This window comes from Blastopirellula sp. SH421 (genome assembly GCF_057808535.1).
Genome location: NZ_CM173712.1, coordinates 2,148,089 through 2,164,383, shown reverse-complemented (window position 1 = coordinate 2,164,383; position 16,295 = coordinate 2,148,089). Strand labels below are relative to the sequence as shown.

Here is a 16,295-nt window from a genome sequence, read left to right as displayed (position 1 = left end):
ATGCTTTCCAAATCCTTCCATTTTTTACTGCTGTTAACGATCGCCATCGGCGTGGGCCTGACTATCCAGGCACAGCTTCGCGTGCGACCGCTGAAAGCCGAGTATGCGCGGCTTGTTTCTCAATATCAGGAATTGGAAATTGTTGATCCAACTCAATACAAGATTGTCCGAATAACTGACTCCGAACCGCGACTCTATCGGTGGCGATTTTATCGTCCTGAAAAAGTCAATCTTCAGGCGGAGGTGACGTGTGGACTCGATGATGATCTGGAGCCCCATACCAGTACTTCTGGCGCATTTTCGGCGGGTGAAGAACTTCTAAGTCTGAACGTCGTATTCAACGGCCCTGAGATTCACTTTCTCGTCTATGGGCCGCTATTTAGCGGCTGGACGGTTACTGATCCAGAAAATGGAAAACTTCTCCAAACGCATTGGGACGAACTGAAAATCGATTTAGCGGCGAGTAGCGGAGCTTATGAATTTGGGGACGACGAAGTTTTGACGTTAGTCGAGATTACGGCGCCCAAACAATTTGCGGATGGAACAAGATTAAAAACGGCTGACAATGGACGCTGCCTACGGATCCGCTTGGGCGATGAGCGCGCATTCGGATCACAAAAACCGACGGGGCAGCCATGAGCGATGTAGATTCAACTACGACGAGTGCCCCTCCGCGCCGCAAATTTTGGCAGTTCAGCCTGTGGACCCTCATGCTGATCGCCGCGGCGGTTGGAGCTTGGACCGCCTACTGCAAGACCGTGCAGGAAGAAGTGAGCCTCTTAGAGCAACTGCAGGCGCTGCGAGAAATTGCCCGCGAGTTGCATATCAAAGATCCGCAGCAGTTCGCCATCGTGCAACAACAAGAGCGATTCCACGGCGACACTCGCTGGCGAGTTTATTTGCCGCCGGGCAATTCTTACCGGATCGCTTGGACAACCGAAATTGAAGGAAGACATTTCTCTCCTAGTCGATTCCCGAAGCCAACTTCATCGACGCAATTAGAACCAGGCGAACATGATTTGGAGTTGATTGTTGACTTGAATCTGGATTCTGATCGCTGGAAGATTCAAGCCCTTGCCAATCACAAACTTATCCTGGAGGAATCACAACCGAGAGAATGGAATCCAATGGCAGGTGGTGCGATTATAGGCGGGCCCATTACGAAGAGCGAGCAAAGCACGACCGATCTGCCACTATTGATCTATGGCAGGATGTTTCGAGGCGCCGTTCTAAAGGATGGTCGCCCAGTCGATTCAGCGCCAGGGCTAATTCTTTGGATTGAAAAGGTGGAGCCATGAATCAGCAAAGCGGTTGGAAACTAACGCCGCTGCGAATAACTCACATGATTCTCCTACTTGCGTCGCTAGTCGGAATACTGGGAGCGATTTCTTCCAGCTTCGAGCTACGTCGTTTGAATGCTGATCGAACTCAACTTCGGGCACGGTTCGGTGCATTCGGCCCGCATGATCCGAAGACATTCAAGCTGATGAGGCTGCCGAGCAAAAACGATCACGAACTTCGTTGGCGGTACTTTCAGCCTTCCCACATCGCGACAATAGAACAGATACACTTTGGCTGGAAACCCAGTAGCAGCGCGACCTATGCAACGCTTCGTGAAGAAGGGGAGCACCTTTGTCGTATCAAGCTTCACAAGACAGGCGACGATATTTTTCTATTCTACTCGCCGCCTTTCAGTTCAGGTCGCTGGAAGATCACCGATCCCTTGATCGCCAAGTTGCTGTCAGAACATTGGGACGAGCTAAATTTCGAGGTGGGTGAAGAGGCCGAAATTCAAAAGTTCGACGCGGGCCAAATCTTCACCTTGGTGCGTATCTCGGCGCCTCTCTCGCTCTTGCGGAAACTCGATGACAACGACCACAGTAAAGACCTTCCTCTACTGTGGATTCGCCTGGGAGACGTTGCGGCGTTTAAGGCTCGGCCAAATTGGAGCGTACCGTGAGCTTGGATGAAGTCGAAGTTACTTCGCCTAAACAGTACCGGCCTTGGCAATTTCGCCTATTGACGCTGCTGTTGCTGTCGACCGCGATCGGTTCGTTGATCGCTTACTATCAATTGCAAATCCAATGCCAACAAATGCGAGTTGAATTGGCCGGATTGCGACATGTCGCCGACGCCGACCAGCGCGAGCCTTGGCGTAATTTCTCAGCACAGAGAATCTACCGACAATCCGACGGAGGATATACCTGGAACATCTATATTCCATCCAGTGATAGCTACCAGATTGCTTGGACGTCGGACCGGCGCCAAACGAATGGAGAACTGGACGAAGTCTTTGCACCAATGGCCAGTGCTCCTCTCTCAGCTGGAGAGCATACCGTCCGCATTCAATATTTCATGGAAGGGAACCACTGGGTCATGCAAACGAATCTTAACGAACAGCCTGCCTTGAAAGAGCAACTTCCGACCACCTGGGATCCACGCTTCGCTACCATTTCTCCCACGCAAAGCAGCTACAATCGACAAACAACCGAGGGACCGTACCTTTTGTATGACGAAATTTTTCACTCGAAAAGTCCGGCAGGCTCCACCGCACCGAGTTCGGCAGTCAATTTCACAGGACTGCGGGTCTGGATCGAAGAGGTCAAGCCATGAAACGGATAAGCAAACTAGTTAACGCTAGCCTTTGGATCGCCCTGGTCATCGGTATCCTGTTTTGGGGTGAAGCCCGTTGGCGATTAAGGGCGGCCGAAGCGCACAAAGCACGGATCGTCGATTACTTTGACATCGGCGGGCGCACGTCGCCGCCACGCGACCTTCAGTATGCCCAGCTCGATTGGGACAAGTACGAGACGCATCTGTTTCGGATCAATCATGCTCCGCCGACGCTGATGCTGCAGATTCAACATTTGCAAAGTCTTGACCAGCCAACAGTCGGTACCGAAAACTTTTCGCTCGCCAACAGCCAGGAATATTCTTTCAAGATTCTGAAGGAGCTAAATACGGTGGGATTGATCTACGAAATTCCAGGTCGCTCTACTCAAGGGAATAAGTATACGGAAGAAGTAGGGCGATTTCTTTACGCCCATCGGGACCAATACGTAATCCAAACCATCGACGAAGCAGGCCAATTCCCGGTCGACTCGCGACAAATCAAAACGCTTCTGCAATTGGCGCCCTCGCCGCAGTTGCTGACCGAGCATCCCGAGTTGAACGCCGATCTGCCGGCGATGCGAATTCGGATCGGCACAGAGGCCGCCTTCACAGCGGATGGGACTTTTCAACAGTGGCCGCCAGAGCCTTTTTCGGTGTGGTTAAGCCGCCAGACTCTGAAGGAGCAGCTTCCTTCTCAAACGCCGCGTGTTGAGAACGTGCCCACTCCTCCTGCGGAAGGAACTTCACGCTGATGTCGATCGATGAAGATGAACTTTCGATCTCGGAGGCATCGCCACCGAAGAGCGGTGGATTACAGTTCCGGCTGCGCACGCTGATCTTACTGATCGCGGTGATCGCCGTTTGGTCCGGCTACTTGCAGACCCGTCGTCAAATTGAGCAGGCCGAAACCTATTTCCCTCGCGGCATCGATTTCGATCGTCGTTTGCATATTGACGACCCGCTGCAGTACGCGGCGGTGAACCCCAACTATTTTGATCCGCTGTATGAAAACAGCCCGACTAGCATCCAGGTCTACTTGCCGCCTGGCCATCGTTATCGGTTATGCATTACCGGCAAACCAGCTGCCGACCCAACCAACCGGACAGCCGACCTGGTCGCGGAAGAGTCCCGAGAGATCCTCGCCGGCGAACATGAGCTGCACTTAGCGGAAGTCCGATCTAAATGGTCAACGGCTCCGCGTTGGTACGTAGCCGCGAGGGTGGATGGCATCGAACTGTTTCAGTTCAAGGTTCCGTTTCCACCCTCGACATTAAACCCAAAGCTCGTGAACGAAATTCGAGCAAGCATACAAACGCCAACGGATCGCCCACTCCTAGTTATCGATAGACTCTATCCAGAATATGCCGCGCCCGTCGAAGGGGTGAACTCAAATCGTGAACTGCGGCTATGGATTGAAAAAATCGACTAGAGCGAAAAACTACTTCTTCAGCTCATAATCAGCCGGCTTTGTCCCCGTCTTCCCTTTGTTAAAACCGAAGAACGTCGGCTCGTAGTCGCCGATGAGTTCGACATTCGCTTTGCCGTCGATCTTGTCGGTCAAGCCGGTGAAGTAATAAGTCGCGTTGACCAACAACCGGCGATAATCTTCGCTCAAAAAATCAGGCGCCGAGCCGAACGTGGTGCAAAGCGAAGGCGTGGTTACGCCGTTCTCACCGGTGTACTTGTTGAGCCAGACGATCGGCATCATCGGTTCGTTGCGACCATCGGTGACGGGCGCGTCGTCGGGTTTCATGCCGGTCAGGATCTGTCCGCGAACCAACACTTCGGCAGTCTCCGGCAGTTTTTTCACGCCGTACACATCGGTCGGTCCCCAGATGTCGGTGACGCCGCGCAAGATTGGATGATCTTTCATTTCGGGATTGATCACGCCGCGGGTGCTTTCGCTGCCGTGGTGACCATGATGGCTGATCCAGGTTTCGCCCAAGACTTGACGACCAAATCCGCCTGACCACGCCTCGCCGCCGTGGTTCCAGCTGTATTTCGCATAGGGAGAATCCTGCGGAAAATTAAACGCATGCGTCGACGTGCGGATCGCGATGATCGGCTTGCCTGATTTCAGATAGGTCAGGACCGGCTCCATTTGATCGGCCGGCAAGTTGCGGAACCGGGTAAACAAGATCAGCAGGTCGGCGTCGGCCAAGGCCGCGGTGCCAGGAATGTTGGTTTGGTACGACGGTGAGATTTCGCCTGACTTGGGATCGATCGGAAAGAGAACCGTACAGCGAAAACCATGTCGCTGGGCCAGGATCTGCCCCAACTGTGGCAGCATTTCTTCGGACCGATATTCGTCGTCGCCGGAGATCAGCACAATATGTTTGCCAGCGCCGGGTCCTGAGCCGCCGGGATATTCGACCCACGGATCAGCCGCCAACGAGATTGAAACGCACGAGGTCAGGCAAAGGGCGATCAACGCCAGCGACAAAATTCGCATGAGAAGTAAAGTTCCTAGGCGGGAAAATGGGGGTTCGGCCAGACGCTTTCCGTTATAAACCAAACTTCGACGCGGTGCGAGAACTTGCCGCGTAATCGGGTTATAATAGCCGCAAACCCATCCCAGCCATCTTCCCCTGGTTTTCCTGCTATGCCTTATCGCATCCCTTGTTTGGCGCTGTTGTGCGCTGTTGGTTTTGCTTCGCTGGCCGCTGCTGATCCGCCGCGTGTGCTGGATGATCGGATGCAATTAGAGCTGATCGCAGAGAACCCGGCGATTGTAACGCCGATCGGTGTCGCGTTTGACGCCCAGGGGCGATTGCTGGTAATCGAGTCGCAAACGCACCATCGAAAAGAAGACTATGTCGGGCCCGAGAAAGATCGCATTCGCGCCTTCGTCGACAGCGATGGTGACGGCAAACGGGACAAGTGGAGCACCTTCTACGAAGGAACCACCTTCACGATGAGCCTGGCCGCGGCGGCCGATGGTTCGATCTATGTGGCGACGCGAATGGAAATCTTCCAGCTGCGCGACACCAACAACAATGGCGTCGCCGACGAAAAAACGCCGATCGTGCATCTCGAGACCAAAGGCAACTATCCGCACAACGGCTTGGCCGGTTTGACTTTCGCGCCCGATGGCAAGCTGATCTTTGGCATGGGTGAAAACCTGGGCGAACCCTTCGCGATGGTCGCGGCCGATGGATCACGCATCACCGGCGGTGGAGAAGGGGGGTGCGTCTATCAATGCGAAGCCAACGGAGCGAAGCTACGCAAGATTGCGACCGGCGTGTGGAATCCGTTTGGCATGTGCTTTGATCCTGAGGATCGGCTCTTCTGCGTTGACAATGATCCCGATGGTCGCCCGCCGTGCCGCTTGCTAGAAATCGTCGAGACCGGTGACTATGGCTATCAATTTCGCTATGGACGCTCTGGCGTGCATCCGCTGCAAGCTTGGGATGCCGAACTACCAGGCACACTGCCGATGGCGGCCGGAACCGGCGAAGCTCCTTGTGCGGTGCTGTACGATCATGGATCGCTGCTTGTCACCAGTTGGGGCGATCATCGGATCGAGCGCTACGCACTGGAACATAGCGGCGCGACCGTTCGCGGACGGATGTCACCGGTGGTTATGGGGGACGAGAACTTCCGGCCAACCGGCATGGTCGAAGGTCCCGATGGCGCTTACTACTTTGCCGATTGGGTCGATCGCAGTTATCCGGTTCACGGCAAAGGACGCCTTTGGAAACTCTCCTGGAAAAACGGCCCCCCGCAAGATGTTTTGTTGCCGCTTTCGGATGCCGAGAAAGAAGCCCGCGAGTTGGCCAAGAAGTTTGATTTCAAGCCGCTCGACTCGACCGATTTGTTCCTGCGCCAAGCAGCAATCGCCGGGCTCACCCAGCATCCAACCGAATTGCTGGGAGTTGATTGGGATACGCTGCCAACCGGCGATCAACGACTGGGCGTGTTGCAAGCGTTGCGATGGATCGGCGCGACCGCGGACGAAGCGCATTTGAGCGAAGCGCTTGCTGATCCGTCTGAAGCGGTGCGGATTGAAGCAGTTCGCTGGATTGCTGACGAACGTCTGAAGCAGTACGAGGGAGAGCTTGAGAAACAGCTTGCAAACGGCAAACTATCGGCCAATGCGTTTCCTGTCTATCTGGCGGCAATTGCTTGGCTGCAGAGTGGACAGGTCGGCGGCAACAACGAATGGTTGAGCCAAAAGCTGCTCAGTGATACTGCAACCTCCACCAAGAGCTCGCCGGAAACTCGGGCGATGGCGATTCAACTGCTCCCCCCCAATCATCCGACGCTGAAGACCGACAAGTTGGCGGAATGGGCGCACCAAGACAATTCAGCGTTGCAGACTGCGGCGATCCAAACGCTGGCGCTACGCAGTACGCCAGACGCCAATATTCAACTTGCCAAGTTGGCGGAAGATAATCAACTGCCGGCAGAATTGCGAGCCGATGCAATCAGCGGTTTGGCGAGCGACAAGGCAAAGTACGCCGCGTTGTTGACTAAGTTATCGCAAGCGGACAACGCAGTGATCGCCACGGCCGCCCAGAGATCTTCGCACAGTAGCGACAAGATCGAAGCGGCCAATCGCCCGGCTGTGGATGATGTCGATGCGTGGCTTTCGCAACTTCCCCAACAGACAAGTCGCGCCGCTGGTTGGCGAGTCTTTACGTCAGAACGTGCGACCTGCTCACGTTGTCATACCTTTAACGGCCGCGGCGCCAAAGTGGGTCCTGATTTGACGCATATTGGCGCGCGGACTGATCGGCGCCGGATCTTGCAATCGATCTTAGAGCCCAGCAAAGAGATCGGGCCGATGTTTGTGGCTGAGATGCTGCTGCTGGATGATGGTCGCGTGCTGAGCGGATTTCCGCTGCATCGGTTGGTCGAAGATAAACGAGAGCTGTTTGTCGATGCGAACGGCAAAACGTTTGAGGTCGATCCCGACTTGATCGTCGAACGTCGCGCGGCGGCAAAATCGATCATGCCTGAGGGGCTGCCGAAACAATTGACTCTGGCCGAAATAGCCGACTTGTTGTCGCTACTCTCTGGCGATCAATAAGCGTTCTTTTTAAACAGTACTACCGAGATCGTCTGGAACAATATGCGAATGTCGCTCCAGAGACTCCAAGTGCGGATGTACTCGTGATCGCACTCAATGCGGCGTTCCATTTTTTCCAGCGTATCGGTTTCACCGCGCCAGCCGCGTACTTGCGCCAGGCCGGTGATCCCCGGCTTGATCTTGTGACGCAGCATGTAGCCTTGGATCACTTTGCGATATTCTTCGTTATGCGCAGAGGCATGCGGCCGCGGACCGACCAACGACATATTGCCGTACATCACGTTGAACAACTGCGGCAGTTCATCGAGCGACGTCCTTCGCAAGAAACCGCCGATCGAGGTCACGCGCTTGTCATCTTTGGTCGCTTGCGTCACGACGGGACCATCCTCACAGACGGACATCGTGCGGAATTTCCAGACAAAAAACTCACGACCATCCAATCCATACCGGCGTTGACGAAAGAAAACCGGTCCGGCCGAATTCAGCTTGACGGCGGTGGCGATCGCCAACATTGGCAGCGCACACAGCATCAATAACAGCGAGCCGAATACAAGATCGGTCGTGCGTTTCATCAAGCCGTCGACGCCGTACAGCGGATTTTCAAAGACGCTGACCACCGGCAAACCGCGGATGTCAGTCCAGCGCGAATGCAACAACTCAAAGACAAAGAAATCCGGCACAATATAGACGGACGCCGTCGAGTCGCTCAACTCTGCCAGAACTTTGCGAATGCGATCTTCGGCCCGCATCGGAAAAGTGATGTAAATGCGATCGATTTGACCACTACGAGCAAGGGAGACCAAGTTGGCGATGTCGCCCACTTGCGAACCCAGCGTTGCCGGGATCTGCGGCAACCGACTTTGCGGACGATCATCAAAGAAACCGACAAAACGCAAACCGAGGTCAGGCGTGTCTCGAATATTAGCGGCTAATTGAATACCAAGCGGATTGACTCCGACAATCGCGAACCCGCGGTAGTTGAGTCCTCGCGCACGCAACGTTTCAAGCAGAAAACGAATCGTAACGCGTAACAAAACCATCATGCCCGGCGTCATCCACAACCAGTACCAAGCAGTCAACAGCGAGTAAGATTCGGCGTGTCCGGTGAATAAACCGATCGCGATCAACACAACCAGACTTACTCCCCAGGTCATGAGCCCGCAGCCGACTTCGCGTTGAGTCGATACCCCGCGCCAGTTGCGATACATGCCGGTCAGCTCGGCGACCACATAAAACAAACAAATCGCCACCGCGGCGGCAAACTGATGTACGGCGCCAAAGGTCGTATCTGACCAATCGACAGCAAGCCACAACCCAACCAAAATTGAAACCCCATCGACGATGCGATAACTCGCGTCGAGCAATGTCGATTGCTGTCGGATTGGGGGGATGTTGGAAGTCATTTGCTTCAAAGACTGAGCTACGCGAAAGTTGTGACCCGAAAACATAGGTCACTGCGACTTACTCATCCGAATGCCGACACGAACTTTCTGCGCTCGCCCGCGATCAGACAGTCAATACGCTGGTTATGCCGGTTGTGCCAGTTTTGGGGTTGCGCTATATCGCAACACTTGGACACGAGCCCGCAGCGTAAGCGAGGGAAAGCGGCCTCTACTTCATGCTGATATAGCATTAACAATGCGTAAACCCTCGCTGGCGCTGCGGGCTAGGGTGAACGCTTTTTGTCTTAGTACTTACCGAGTTTTCCGCTCTTTATCTGTGGCTTCGCCGCGTTCCATTCTTTTTTGACCGAATAGCGCAACGGGCTAGTGTTCTATCAAAGGGCGATCTTCGGCCAACTATGGTTTTTCGCCTGCGGGTTCGTTCGTCGCCGGCCAGACCAACTCTTCGGTTCCGGCGACCTTTGCCTGGGCGTCGTCGGTTGCTTGCATTTGGGCGAACAAGATTTTGTCGATCTCTTGATTGACGAACTTTCCGGCGACGCTGGCGAACATCATATTGACCCCACCGGGATGGTAGCTCGACAGTCGCGCAAATCGTGTGCCGCCATCTCCCTGACCGGTTTGCTGATTGATTGACAGAATCGCGTCGGGGTTGTTGCTCCACAAACAGGCGACATCGGCCTCTTTCGGCGAGGTCCAGCGACCGGCGTCGACGTTTTCTCCCAGCAACAGCGTCATCTCTAACCCGTCGAGTTCCGAGATTTGTTGCAGTGAGAATTGAGCGAACGCGACGCCTGGCTTTTGATTCAAGCGATTCTGAAAAATCCCGTTTACCGCCCAATCAGCCGGGATCTCGCTGGTCGGTGGCACATCCGGCATCCCGCCGTTGACGACAAACGAGCTGATCGCCCCCCACTGATCGGGATCTGCGGCCGGAGTGTCATCTGGGCAGATCGCCTCGAAGATGGTGAAGTCAGGCTGCTGACCAGCCAACTGTCCTGCTGTCGAGTAAGCCATGAACTCTTCCAAATAGGGGGGGGGCGGCATCTCGCCGGGGTTCTGATAAGTCCGACTTTGCAGGTACGGGAGGGCCGGGAAGAGCCAACCGGTTTCGAGCAGCGACTCGCCGAGCGGCTCTTGACGATTCGCGTAGCCCGGCAGTTCTCGACGATCCTCGTCATAGGCGGTCAGCGCGTCAGCGAGCAGTTTTTGCCGGAAAAGACAGGTATTGCGGCGCGCGCTCTCGCGACTGCTCAGCAGCAGCGGGGCCGCCAGCAGGAAGACCAGCCCTAGCAGGACGATCGCGATGACGATTTCTTTCAGGCCAAAGCCGCGGCGGTTATGGTGATATATCACGTAAGTCCTTGTGAATTCGGCAGCTTGCGTCGACCAATCGCTTGACGAAACGACGTTTTGTTGCTGCAATAGATCTGTATAAGATAACTTTTCCGAGTAGCGTCGCCAAATCGCCGCCCGCCAGCCGGCGATGTCCCGTCTCCTCCCCAGAGCACGCTAAGTTTTGCAGTCGACTGCGCGAGACTTCTCTCACGCAGTCGTCCGCCAGGAACAGATACCTCATGATTCGAATCTCCGCACGTCCGAATGCTCGCCGCGGGCTCACGCTCGTCGAAATGATGGTAGCGACCACCTTGTCGCTCATTTTATTCTTTTCGGTCGCGCAAATCTTCGCCATGCTGGGCGATACGATGCACGACGCCCGCTCGACGATCGAACTATCGGGCAATTTACGTGGTCTGACAACAACCATGCAAACCGATCTGGATTGCCACACGGCGCCGGGTCTTCCGTGGTTGCCGGTGGGCGGCAATAAAGGCTATTTCACGGTTGTGGAAGGACCAGATCGTGATCGTGATTTCACGACGACATCGCCTCCTAGCGTCGCCGGAGACGCGGATGACATTATTGCGTTTACGGCTTATAGCAAGGACCAGCCGTTTGTTGGCTTGATTAACGGCAAGTTACAACGCGATTCGGATGGCGTGTTGCGAATTACTCGGCCAATCGATTCGAGCGATATTTCTCCAATTACATCGCATTACGCGGAAATCATTTACTGGACGGAGTTCACTGATTTTGACAACTCGGATGGAGTTGGAGCCACACGTGGCGAGCAAGAATCCGTTACGCTGTTTCGTCGCGTATTGTTAATCCGTCCGGATATCGATTTCACTCAATACGCAAATTCGATGGGTCCAAGAACCATCACGCACCTCGATGCGTTTAACAATTTTGACCTGTCGGTTCATCCGTTTCAGCAGACTGGCGGTGGCTTTACCTGGCCCACGAATTCACTCGAAGACTTACAATCGAGGCAAAACCGTCACGGTTCTTGGCTCATCGGCTCTTTCGATCCCGCGAATTCCGCTTATGAATCTCTCACGCCGAATGTGATGGACACTCGGATTTTCCCGTATCCCCTCAAGCCCACCTATTTACGATCCTTTGAGACGATGGCGAAAATCGTTTCTGACGAAGTAACGGCCGGCGGTACAACGACCAACTTCCGTGATCGGACTGGCGAAGACGTAATCATGGCCAAGGTGTTGGCTTTTGACGTCAAAGTGTTTGACCCGCTGGCCCCGATTCTTATTCATTCTACCGCCAACGACATCGCCGCTATTCCCGGCGATGCCGGCTTTGTTTCAATGGACCAAAATATCGGAAGCTTTGCCACTTCTGCAGGCACCGGCGCTTTTGTCGATCTCAATTGGAACATTTTGACAGATGATCCAAGCCGAGCGGCCGCGGCGAAGAAATATACAGCCGGTCACTTCTACGGCGCTCCCAATCCGAAGTTCCTCGCAGACAACGCCGCGGAATTCAACTTGGGGGTTACCCTCCGCAGTCCCAGCGTCGCACCTGCGGGACGCGCGATGGCGGTCTATGACACTTGGCCGATGATTTACGAGATGGACGGGATAAATCAGGATTATTACCCTGCTTCTCCTGCTCCAGCAGGCAATCCCAATGCGGATGGAGTTGCCGATAGTCAGACCGCTCCAATCGACGAAGGGACCAACGGCATTGATGACGATGGCGTCAACGGCGTTGATGATCCAGGCGAACGCGAAACCGCTCCCCCGTACGATCATCCGCTGCGCGGCATTCAGATTACCATTCGGGCGATCGAGGATGGTTCGCGGCTGATTCGTCAAGATACGGTTACTGCTAACCTGATGACCGAGTAGTGAGCGTCTCTCCGCATTCGATACGTCTCAACGGTCCCTGGCAAGCTTATTTTGCCCCCGGGGCCGAGGCCACGCGGATTCAATTGCCGCGGGATTGGTCTGCCATTCCGCGGCAGACTGAAGATACCGGTTTGAAACTGACGCGCGCTTTTCATGCGCCCACTGGTATCAACCAAGGGGACGAAGTCGTGCTGGTCCTCGACGATTTGCCGCTGTCTGGCAAGCTTTCGCTCAACGGTAAAGTGTTGGGCGACTTTTCTCGTAGTGAACGTTTTGCGATCACCAATCAGTTAAAGCTGCGTAACGAAATCGAGATCGTCGGCCTCTCGCTGCACGCCGGCGAGCGAGCCGGAGAAGTGCGGCTTGAGATCTTTGCGCAATAGCCAACGCGCCCAGATTATCCGTTGACAGAACGCACGGATCCAGGGGCAATTTACGTTTGTAAGTGCAGTCCATTGCCCATTGCAAAACAAATCACGAACTGGAGCCCGAGTTCGCTTCCCCTGGCCGTCGCTCTTTGCGAACGTCCGGTTAGACCTCGGACGCTGACTCTGCTTCGCCGGCTGGATCCTTTTCTTCCAACGCCGGTTTGATCGGATCAACGAGTGAGATCAGCGATTGTCCGGCCTTGGGTGTCGAGGTTGACTCGGCTGTGCGAACATCCAGCTTTTTAGCTTCGTCAATCACGAACAAGACAAGCGCCGAGTCCCCATATCTTTTAAGAAAGTCGGCATACGTAAACTCGGCGGTGAGCGAGGTCTTTTTGATTTGCGCGCCAGCGGCGAACCGTCTGGCCAAGACGTAAAAATCGATCCCTTCTGCGAAGAGGACGCGACCTCGGAGATGCTCGGAGACGGACGCTCTGCGGCCTGAGCCTGAATCCCAAGCGGCCAATTGGTACACCTCTTTGCGGCCGAACAAATGGATGAACTCTTGGCTGGCCAACGCGTTGACTTCATCATTGGCGGTGATCGCTAACAGTCGGCCAATGCCGCCGATATTGATCTCTTCGGTCACATAGTCAGACAAGATGCTGGCGCAGTGAGCCGGCAGTCCCGCCATTTTGGCCGCCGAGATATTGCGATAGTTGGTGTCGACCAGCAGCACTTGAAACCCGGCGTCTTGAATCACCTTGCTCAGTTCGCGAACCCAACGATCGGCGCCGGCGATTAACAAGCCTTGCGGATTGGGAGAAGCCAGTCCTAAGCAACGGGCAATCGGCGCCGCGGTTAGTCCATAAAACGTCACTGTACCGACAATCACCAGCAGGGTCAGTGGAGCCAATAGTTCGGCCTGAGCGATGGTCGACGGGTCAGCGCCGCGTTGCGTAAACTCTTCTACGATTTCAAAGGCAAAAACCGAAGAGACCGCCGCGGCGACGATCCCGCGCGGCGCCATAAAACAAAGAAAGACTTTCTGTTGCCAGCTAAGACCACTGCCCAATGTGGAAACAAAAACCGACGCTGGGCGCACAATCACTATCAAAATTAACAGGAACACCAGTCCCTGCCAGCCAACCATTGCGATCTCAGCCGGAGAAATGCGGGCCGCCAGCACGATAAACAAGCAAGAGATCAGCAGTACGCGCAGATTCTCTTTGAATTCAAAGATATGGCGAACCGGGATCCGCTTTTGATTCGCCAGCACGATACCCAGCACGGTTACCGTCAACAATCCTGATTCAGGCTGCACTGCATTTGAGACAGCAAAAACAACCAAGATCGCCGCGAGGATAGAAGCGTTGTGCAAAAAGTCGGGAATCCAAAACCGCCGCAAGAGGAAGATCAAGGTCACCGCGGATGCGGCTCCCAACACCAAGCCAACGACCAGCGTCATCAGGATCGAAAGCCCCGCGACGGCAAAAACATCATTCACACCGGTGACGACTACCGCTTCATAAACGAGAACTGCCAACACGGCGCCGATTGGATCGATCACGATCCCTTCCCACTTGGCGATCGCGCCAATTTTGCGTGTCGGACGAATATAGTTAAGCAGCGGCGCAATCACGGTGGGACCGGTCACGATCATAATGGCGCCGATCAACGCCGCCAGTTCGATCGGAAAGCCCATCACATAGTAGGCGCTTAAGCCGGCCAGTCCCCAACAAACGGCGGCGCCCGCCGTTACCAGACGCACGACGACCCCGCCTGATTCGCGAAGTTCCGAGAGCTTCAGACTCATGCCGCCTTCAAACAAAATTACGGCGACCGAAAGTGAGACGATGGAAAACAGCACATCTTTGCCGATGATCTCGTCAGGGTCGCCGGCAAGCTGGGCAAAAAAACCAAACGCCAACAGCAGCAAAATGGATGGCAAATGCAATCGCCAAGCGAGCCACTGCGCAGCAATCCCCAACCCCAACACTCCGGCAAAGTACAGCGGATAGTATTCTGGCGTTAATGGCGGCAAGGTACGGCTTTCGCTCGAAATCGAAGGGACAAATCATGATGTGCGATGCGATCATCAGAGTCTAGCTCGCAGCGACTCGACGGCGCGGAAACTTTGATGTAATTTGAACCAGGGTCGAGAGTTAAGAAAACCCCCTCACGCGTCTGAATCAGACGTTTCCCCCCGCTCATCCCGTTCCAGGTCGCAGCTATGCAGTACTCGCAAATTATTTTGGGCCTTCTATTAGCGCTAATTGTCACCCCCGTGACTTCGGCTAAGGCCGAGCAAGCCCCCAATACGCTCTCCGAGGCCGAAATTGCCGACGGTTGGCTACTGTTGTTTGATGGAGAGACCACTTTTGGCTGGAAAGCGGAGGGGAATATCGATTGGACCGTCGACCAGGGAGTAATCCGAGCGACCAAGGGAGATGTGGGTCAGTTGCGTACGACTACGCAGTTCGCCAATTTTAAATTGCACGTTGAATTTCGCGGCCAAGCCGAGACCAACAGCGGGATCTTTTTGCGAACTTCTCCCAAGCCCGAAAGCCCGACCTATGGCTGCTACGAATTGAATATCGCGCCAGAAAGCAATTCGTTCCCCACCGGAAGTCTGGTAGGAAGAATGAAGGTTACGCCGTCGTGCCAGCCCAACCAGTGGCATTCGTTTGACATCACTGCGGATCAAGGGACGATTGTCGTCCAACTTGATGGGAACGAAGTGCTGAAGTACGAAGACCCCCAGTACGTCGGACTCGGCTTTATCGGCCTCCAGCACAATCAGGGAGTGATTGAATTTCGCAACGTGAAATTGAAGCCGCTCGGCCTGCAGTCGATCTTCAACGGCCAAGACCTGACTGGTTGGAAAACGTATCCCATGCTGGAGAGCAAATTCACCGTGACAGACGAAGGGACCATTCACGCCGAAAATGGTCCTGGCCAGCTAGAAACCGAACAATCGTATGGTGATTTTGTCCTGCGGTTGGACGCGATCACGCATGCCAAAAACCTCAACAGCGGCGTCTTCTTTCGTTGTATTCCCGGCGACAAGATGATGGGCTATGAAAGCCAGATCCATAACGGCTACGAAGCCGAAGACCGCACGCTGCCGATCGATCACGGCACCGGCGCGATCTTCCGTCGCATCAAAGCCCGCCGCGTGGTTAGTGACGATCAGAAGTGGTTTACCAAAACGCTGATCGCGCAAGGGCCGCATATCAGCGTATGGGTCAACGGCTATCAAGTGACCGATTGGACCGATCAACGTAAACGGGACGAGAATCCACGTCGGGGGCTCCGCACCGAACCGGGGACCATCATGCTGCAAGGACACGATCCGACGACCGATCTGTCGTTCAAAAATCTGCAGATCGTCGAACTTCCTAAACGTTGGCCCGTCGATCGCAAAGCGGTCCAAGCAGCGCCGACCGAGTGAACAGCTCACATCCCTGGTCGACTAGCTCTATCTCAAACCGAAATCAGGTCACGCGACTCCCTTCAGTTGCGTGGCCTGATTCCGTTTGCGCCGATTATGCGGGTTATTCTGATCTTCGCTCGACGCAGAAAGCAGAATGCGATCCCCCGCATTTACCACAACATGAGCTATGCTTTTTCATCCTGCGAAGTTCTGCGTAGACGTCCGCTATTGCGG

At 54.7% G+C, this 16,295-nt stretch carries 14 protein-coding genes; 10 read left to right on the top strand and 4 right to left on the bottom strand.

Annotated elements, in window-relative coordinates:
• The 6 genes from SH421x_RS08930 to SH421x_RS08905 are packed head-to-tail and all read left to right on the top strand — an operon-like array spanning nt 1 to nt 4,042.
• On the top strand, nt 1-639 hold the full coding sequence (locus tag SH421x_RS08930; RefSeq protein WP_488855085.1) for a hypothetical protein: 639 nt from the start codon (nt 1-3) through the stop codon (nt 637-639).
• Nucleotides 636-1,298, top strand: coding sequence for a hypothetical protein (locus SH421x_RS08925; protein WP_488855083.1), 663 nt, complete (start codon nt 636-638; stop codon nt 1,296-1,298). The genes SH421x_RS08930 and SH421x_RS08925 overlap by 4 nt, the downstream gene beginning before the upstream one ends.
• Nucleotides 1,295-1,960: a hypothetical protein gene (locus tag SH421x_RS08920; RefSeq protein ID WP_488855082.1), complete on the top strand. Its 666-nt coding sequence runs from the start codon at nt 1,295-1,297 to the stop codon at nt 1,958-1,960. Before SH421x_RS08925 ends, SH421x_RS08920 begins: the two co-directional genes overlap by 4 nt.
• Nucleotides 1,957-2,613 (top strand): hypothetical protein, encoded by a 657-nt coding sequence (locus SH421x_RS08915; protein ID WP_488855080.1) that lies wholly within the window; start codon nt 1,957-1,959, stop codon nt 2,611-2,613. The genes SH421x_RS08920 and SH421x_RS08915 overlap by 4 nt, the downstream gene beginning before the upstream one ends.
• Nucleotides 2,610-3,365 (top strand): hypothetical protein, encoded by a 756-nt coding sequence (locus SH421x_RS08910; RefSeq protein ID WP_488855079.1) that lies wholly within the window; start codon nt 2,610-2,612, stop codon nt 3,363-3,365. Before SH421x_RS08915 ends, SH421x_RS08910 begins: the two co-directional genes overlap by 4 nt.
• Nucleotides 3,365-4,042, top strand: a complete 678-nt coding sequence (locus tag SH421x_RS08905; RefSeq protein WP_488855078.1) for a hypothetical protein — start codon at nt 3,365-3,367, stop codon at nt 4,040-4,042. Before SH421x_RS08910 ends, SH421x_RS08905 begins: the two co-directional genes overlap by 1 nt.
• 9 nt (nt 4,043-4,051) lie before the next feature.
• On the opposite strand, the gene SH421x_RS08900 is transcribed toward SH421x_RS08905, so the two are convergent.
• On the bottom strand, nt 4,052-5,065 hold the full coding sequence (locus tag SH421x_RS08900; RefSeq protein ID WP_488855077.1) for a hypothetical protein: 1,014 nt from the start codon (nt 5,063-5,065) through the stop codon (nt 4,052-4,054).
• A gap of 150 nt (nt 5,066-5,215) precedes the next feature.
• Here SH421x_RS08900 and SH421x_RS08895 point away from each other — a divergent pair, with 150 nt between their 5' ends.
• Nucleotides 5,216-7,645, top strand: coding sequence for a PVC-type heme-binding CxxCH protein (locus SH421x_RS08895; RefSeq protein WP_488855076.1), 2,430 nt, complete (start codon nt 5,216-5,218; stop codon nt 7,643-7,645).
• Here SH421x_RS08895 and SH421x_RS08890 read toward each other — a convergent pair.
• Nucleotides 7,639-9,048 (bottom strand): undecaprenyl-phosphate glucose phosphotransferase, encoded by a 1,410-nt coding sequence (locus SH421x_RS08890; RefSeq protein ID WP_488855075.1) that lies wholly within the window; start codon nt 9,046-9,048, stop codon nt 7,639-7,641. The two genes, SH421x_RS08895 and SH421x_RS08890, sit on opposite strands and share 7 nt — an antisense overlap.
• 396 nt (nt 9,049-9,444) lie before the next feature.
• Nucleotides 9,445-10,404 (bottom strand): DUF1559 family PulG-like putative transporter, encoded by a 960-nt coding sequence (locus SH421x_RS08885; protein ID WP_488855074.1) that lies wholly within the window; start codon nt 10,402-10,404, stop codon nt 9,445-9,447.
• A 221-nt stretch (nt 10,405-10,625) separates the two neighbouring features.
• On the opposite strand from SH421x_RS08885, the gene SH421x_RS08880 reads away from it, so the two are divergent.
• Both SH421x_RS08880 and SH421x_RS08875 read left to right on the top strand, forming a co-directional pair.
• The gene (locus SH421x_RS08880; RefSeq protein WP_488855073.1) at nt 10,626-12,257 is read left to right on the top strand and encodes a PilW family protein; all 1,632 of its coding nucleotides are present in this window, start codon (nt 10,626-10,628) and stop codon (nt 12,255-12,257) included.
• Nucleotides 12,257-12,640, top strand: coding sequence for a hypothetical protein (locus SH421x_RS08875; protein ID WP_488855072.1), 384 nt, complete (start codon nt 12,257-12,259; stop codon nt 12,638-12,640). Before SH421x_RS08880 ends, SH421x_RS08875 begins: the two co-directional genes overlap by 1 nt.
• A gap of 148 nt (nt 12,641-12,788) precedes the next feature.
• Here the strand turns inward: SH421x_RS08875 and SH421x_RS08870 are convergent, their stop codons facing one another.
• A complete protein-coding gene (locus SH421x_RS08870) occupies nt 12,789-14,669 on the bottom strand; it encodes a cation:proton antiporter (protein ID WP_488855070.1) in 1,881 nt (626 codons plus the stop codon).
• Nucleotides 14,670-14,858: 189 nt separating this feature from the next.
• Here SH421x_RS08870 and SH421x_RS08865 point away from each other — a divergent pair, with 189 nt between their 5' ends.
• A complete protein-coding gene (locus SH421x_RS08865; protein WP_488855069.1) occupies nt 14,859-16,079 on the top strand; it encodes a 3-keto-disaccharide hydrolase in 1,221 nt (406 codons plus the stop codon).
• The last annotated feature ends 216 nt before the right edge of the window (nt 16,080-16,295 follow it).

Bases quoted from the DNA above. Each gene is read 5' to 3' on its own strand.
- SH421x_RS08930 (WP_488855085.1), top strand. From the start codon at position 1: ATGCTTTCCAAATCCTTCCATTTTTTACTGCTGTTAACGATCGCCATC.
- SH421x_RS08925 (WP_488855083.1), top strand. From the start codon at position 636: ATGAGCGATGTAGATTCAACTACGACGAGTGCCCCTCCGCGCCGCAAA.
- SH421x_RS08920 (WP_488855082.1), top strand. From the start codon at position 1,295: ATGAATCAGCAAAGCGGTTGGAAACTAACGCCGCTGCGAATAACTCAC.
- SH421x_RS08910 (WP_488855079.1), top strand. From the start codon at position 2,610: ATGAAACGGATAAGCAAACTAGTTAACGCTAGCCTTTGGATCGCCCTG.
- SH421x_RS08905 (WP_488855078.1), top strand. From the start codon at position 3,365: ATGTCGATCGATGAAGATGAACTTTCGATCTCGGAGGCATCGCCACCG.
- SH421x_RS08900 (WP_488855077.1), bottom strand. From the start codon at position 5,065: ATGCGAATTTTGTCGCTGGCGTTGATCGCCCTTTGCCTGACCTCGTGC.
- SH421x_RS08895 (WP_488855076.1), top strand. From the start codon at position 5,216: ATGCCTTATCGCATCCCTTGTTTGGCGCTGTTGTGCGCTGTTGGTTTT.
- SH421x_RS08890 (WP_488855075.1), bottom strand. From the start codon at position 9,048: ATGACTTCCAACATCCCCCCAATCCGACAGCAATCGACATTGCTCGAC.
- SH421x_RS08880 (WP_488855073.1), top strand. From the start codon at position 10,626: ATGATTCGAATCTCCGCACGTCCGAATGCTCGCCGCGGGCTCACGCTC.
- SH421x_RS08865 (WP_488855069.1), top strand. From the start codon at position 14,859: ATGCAGTACTCGCAAATTATTTTGGGCCTTCTATTAGCGCTAATTGTC.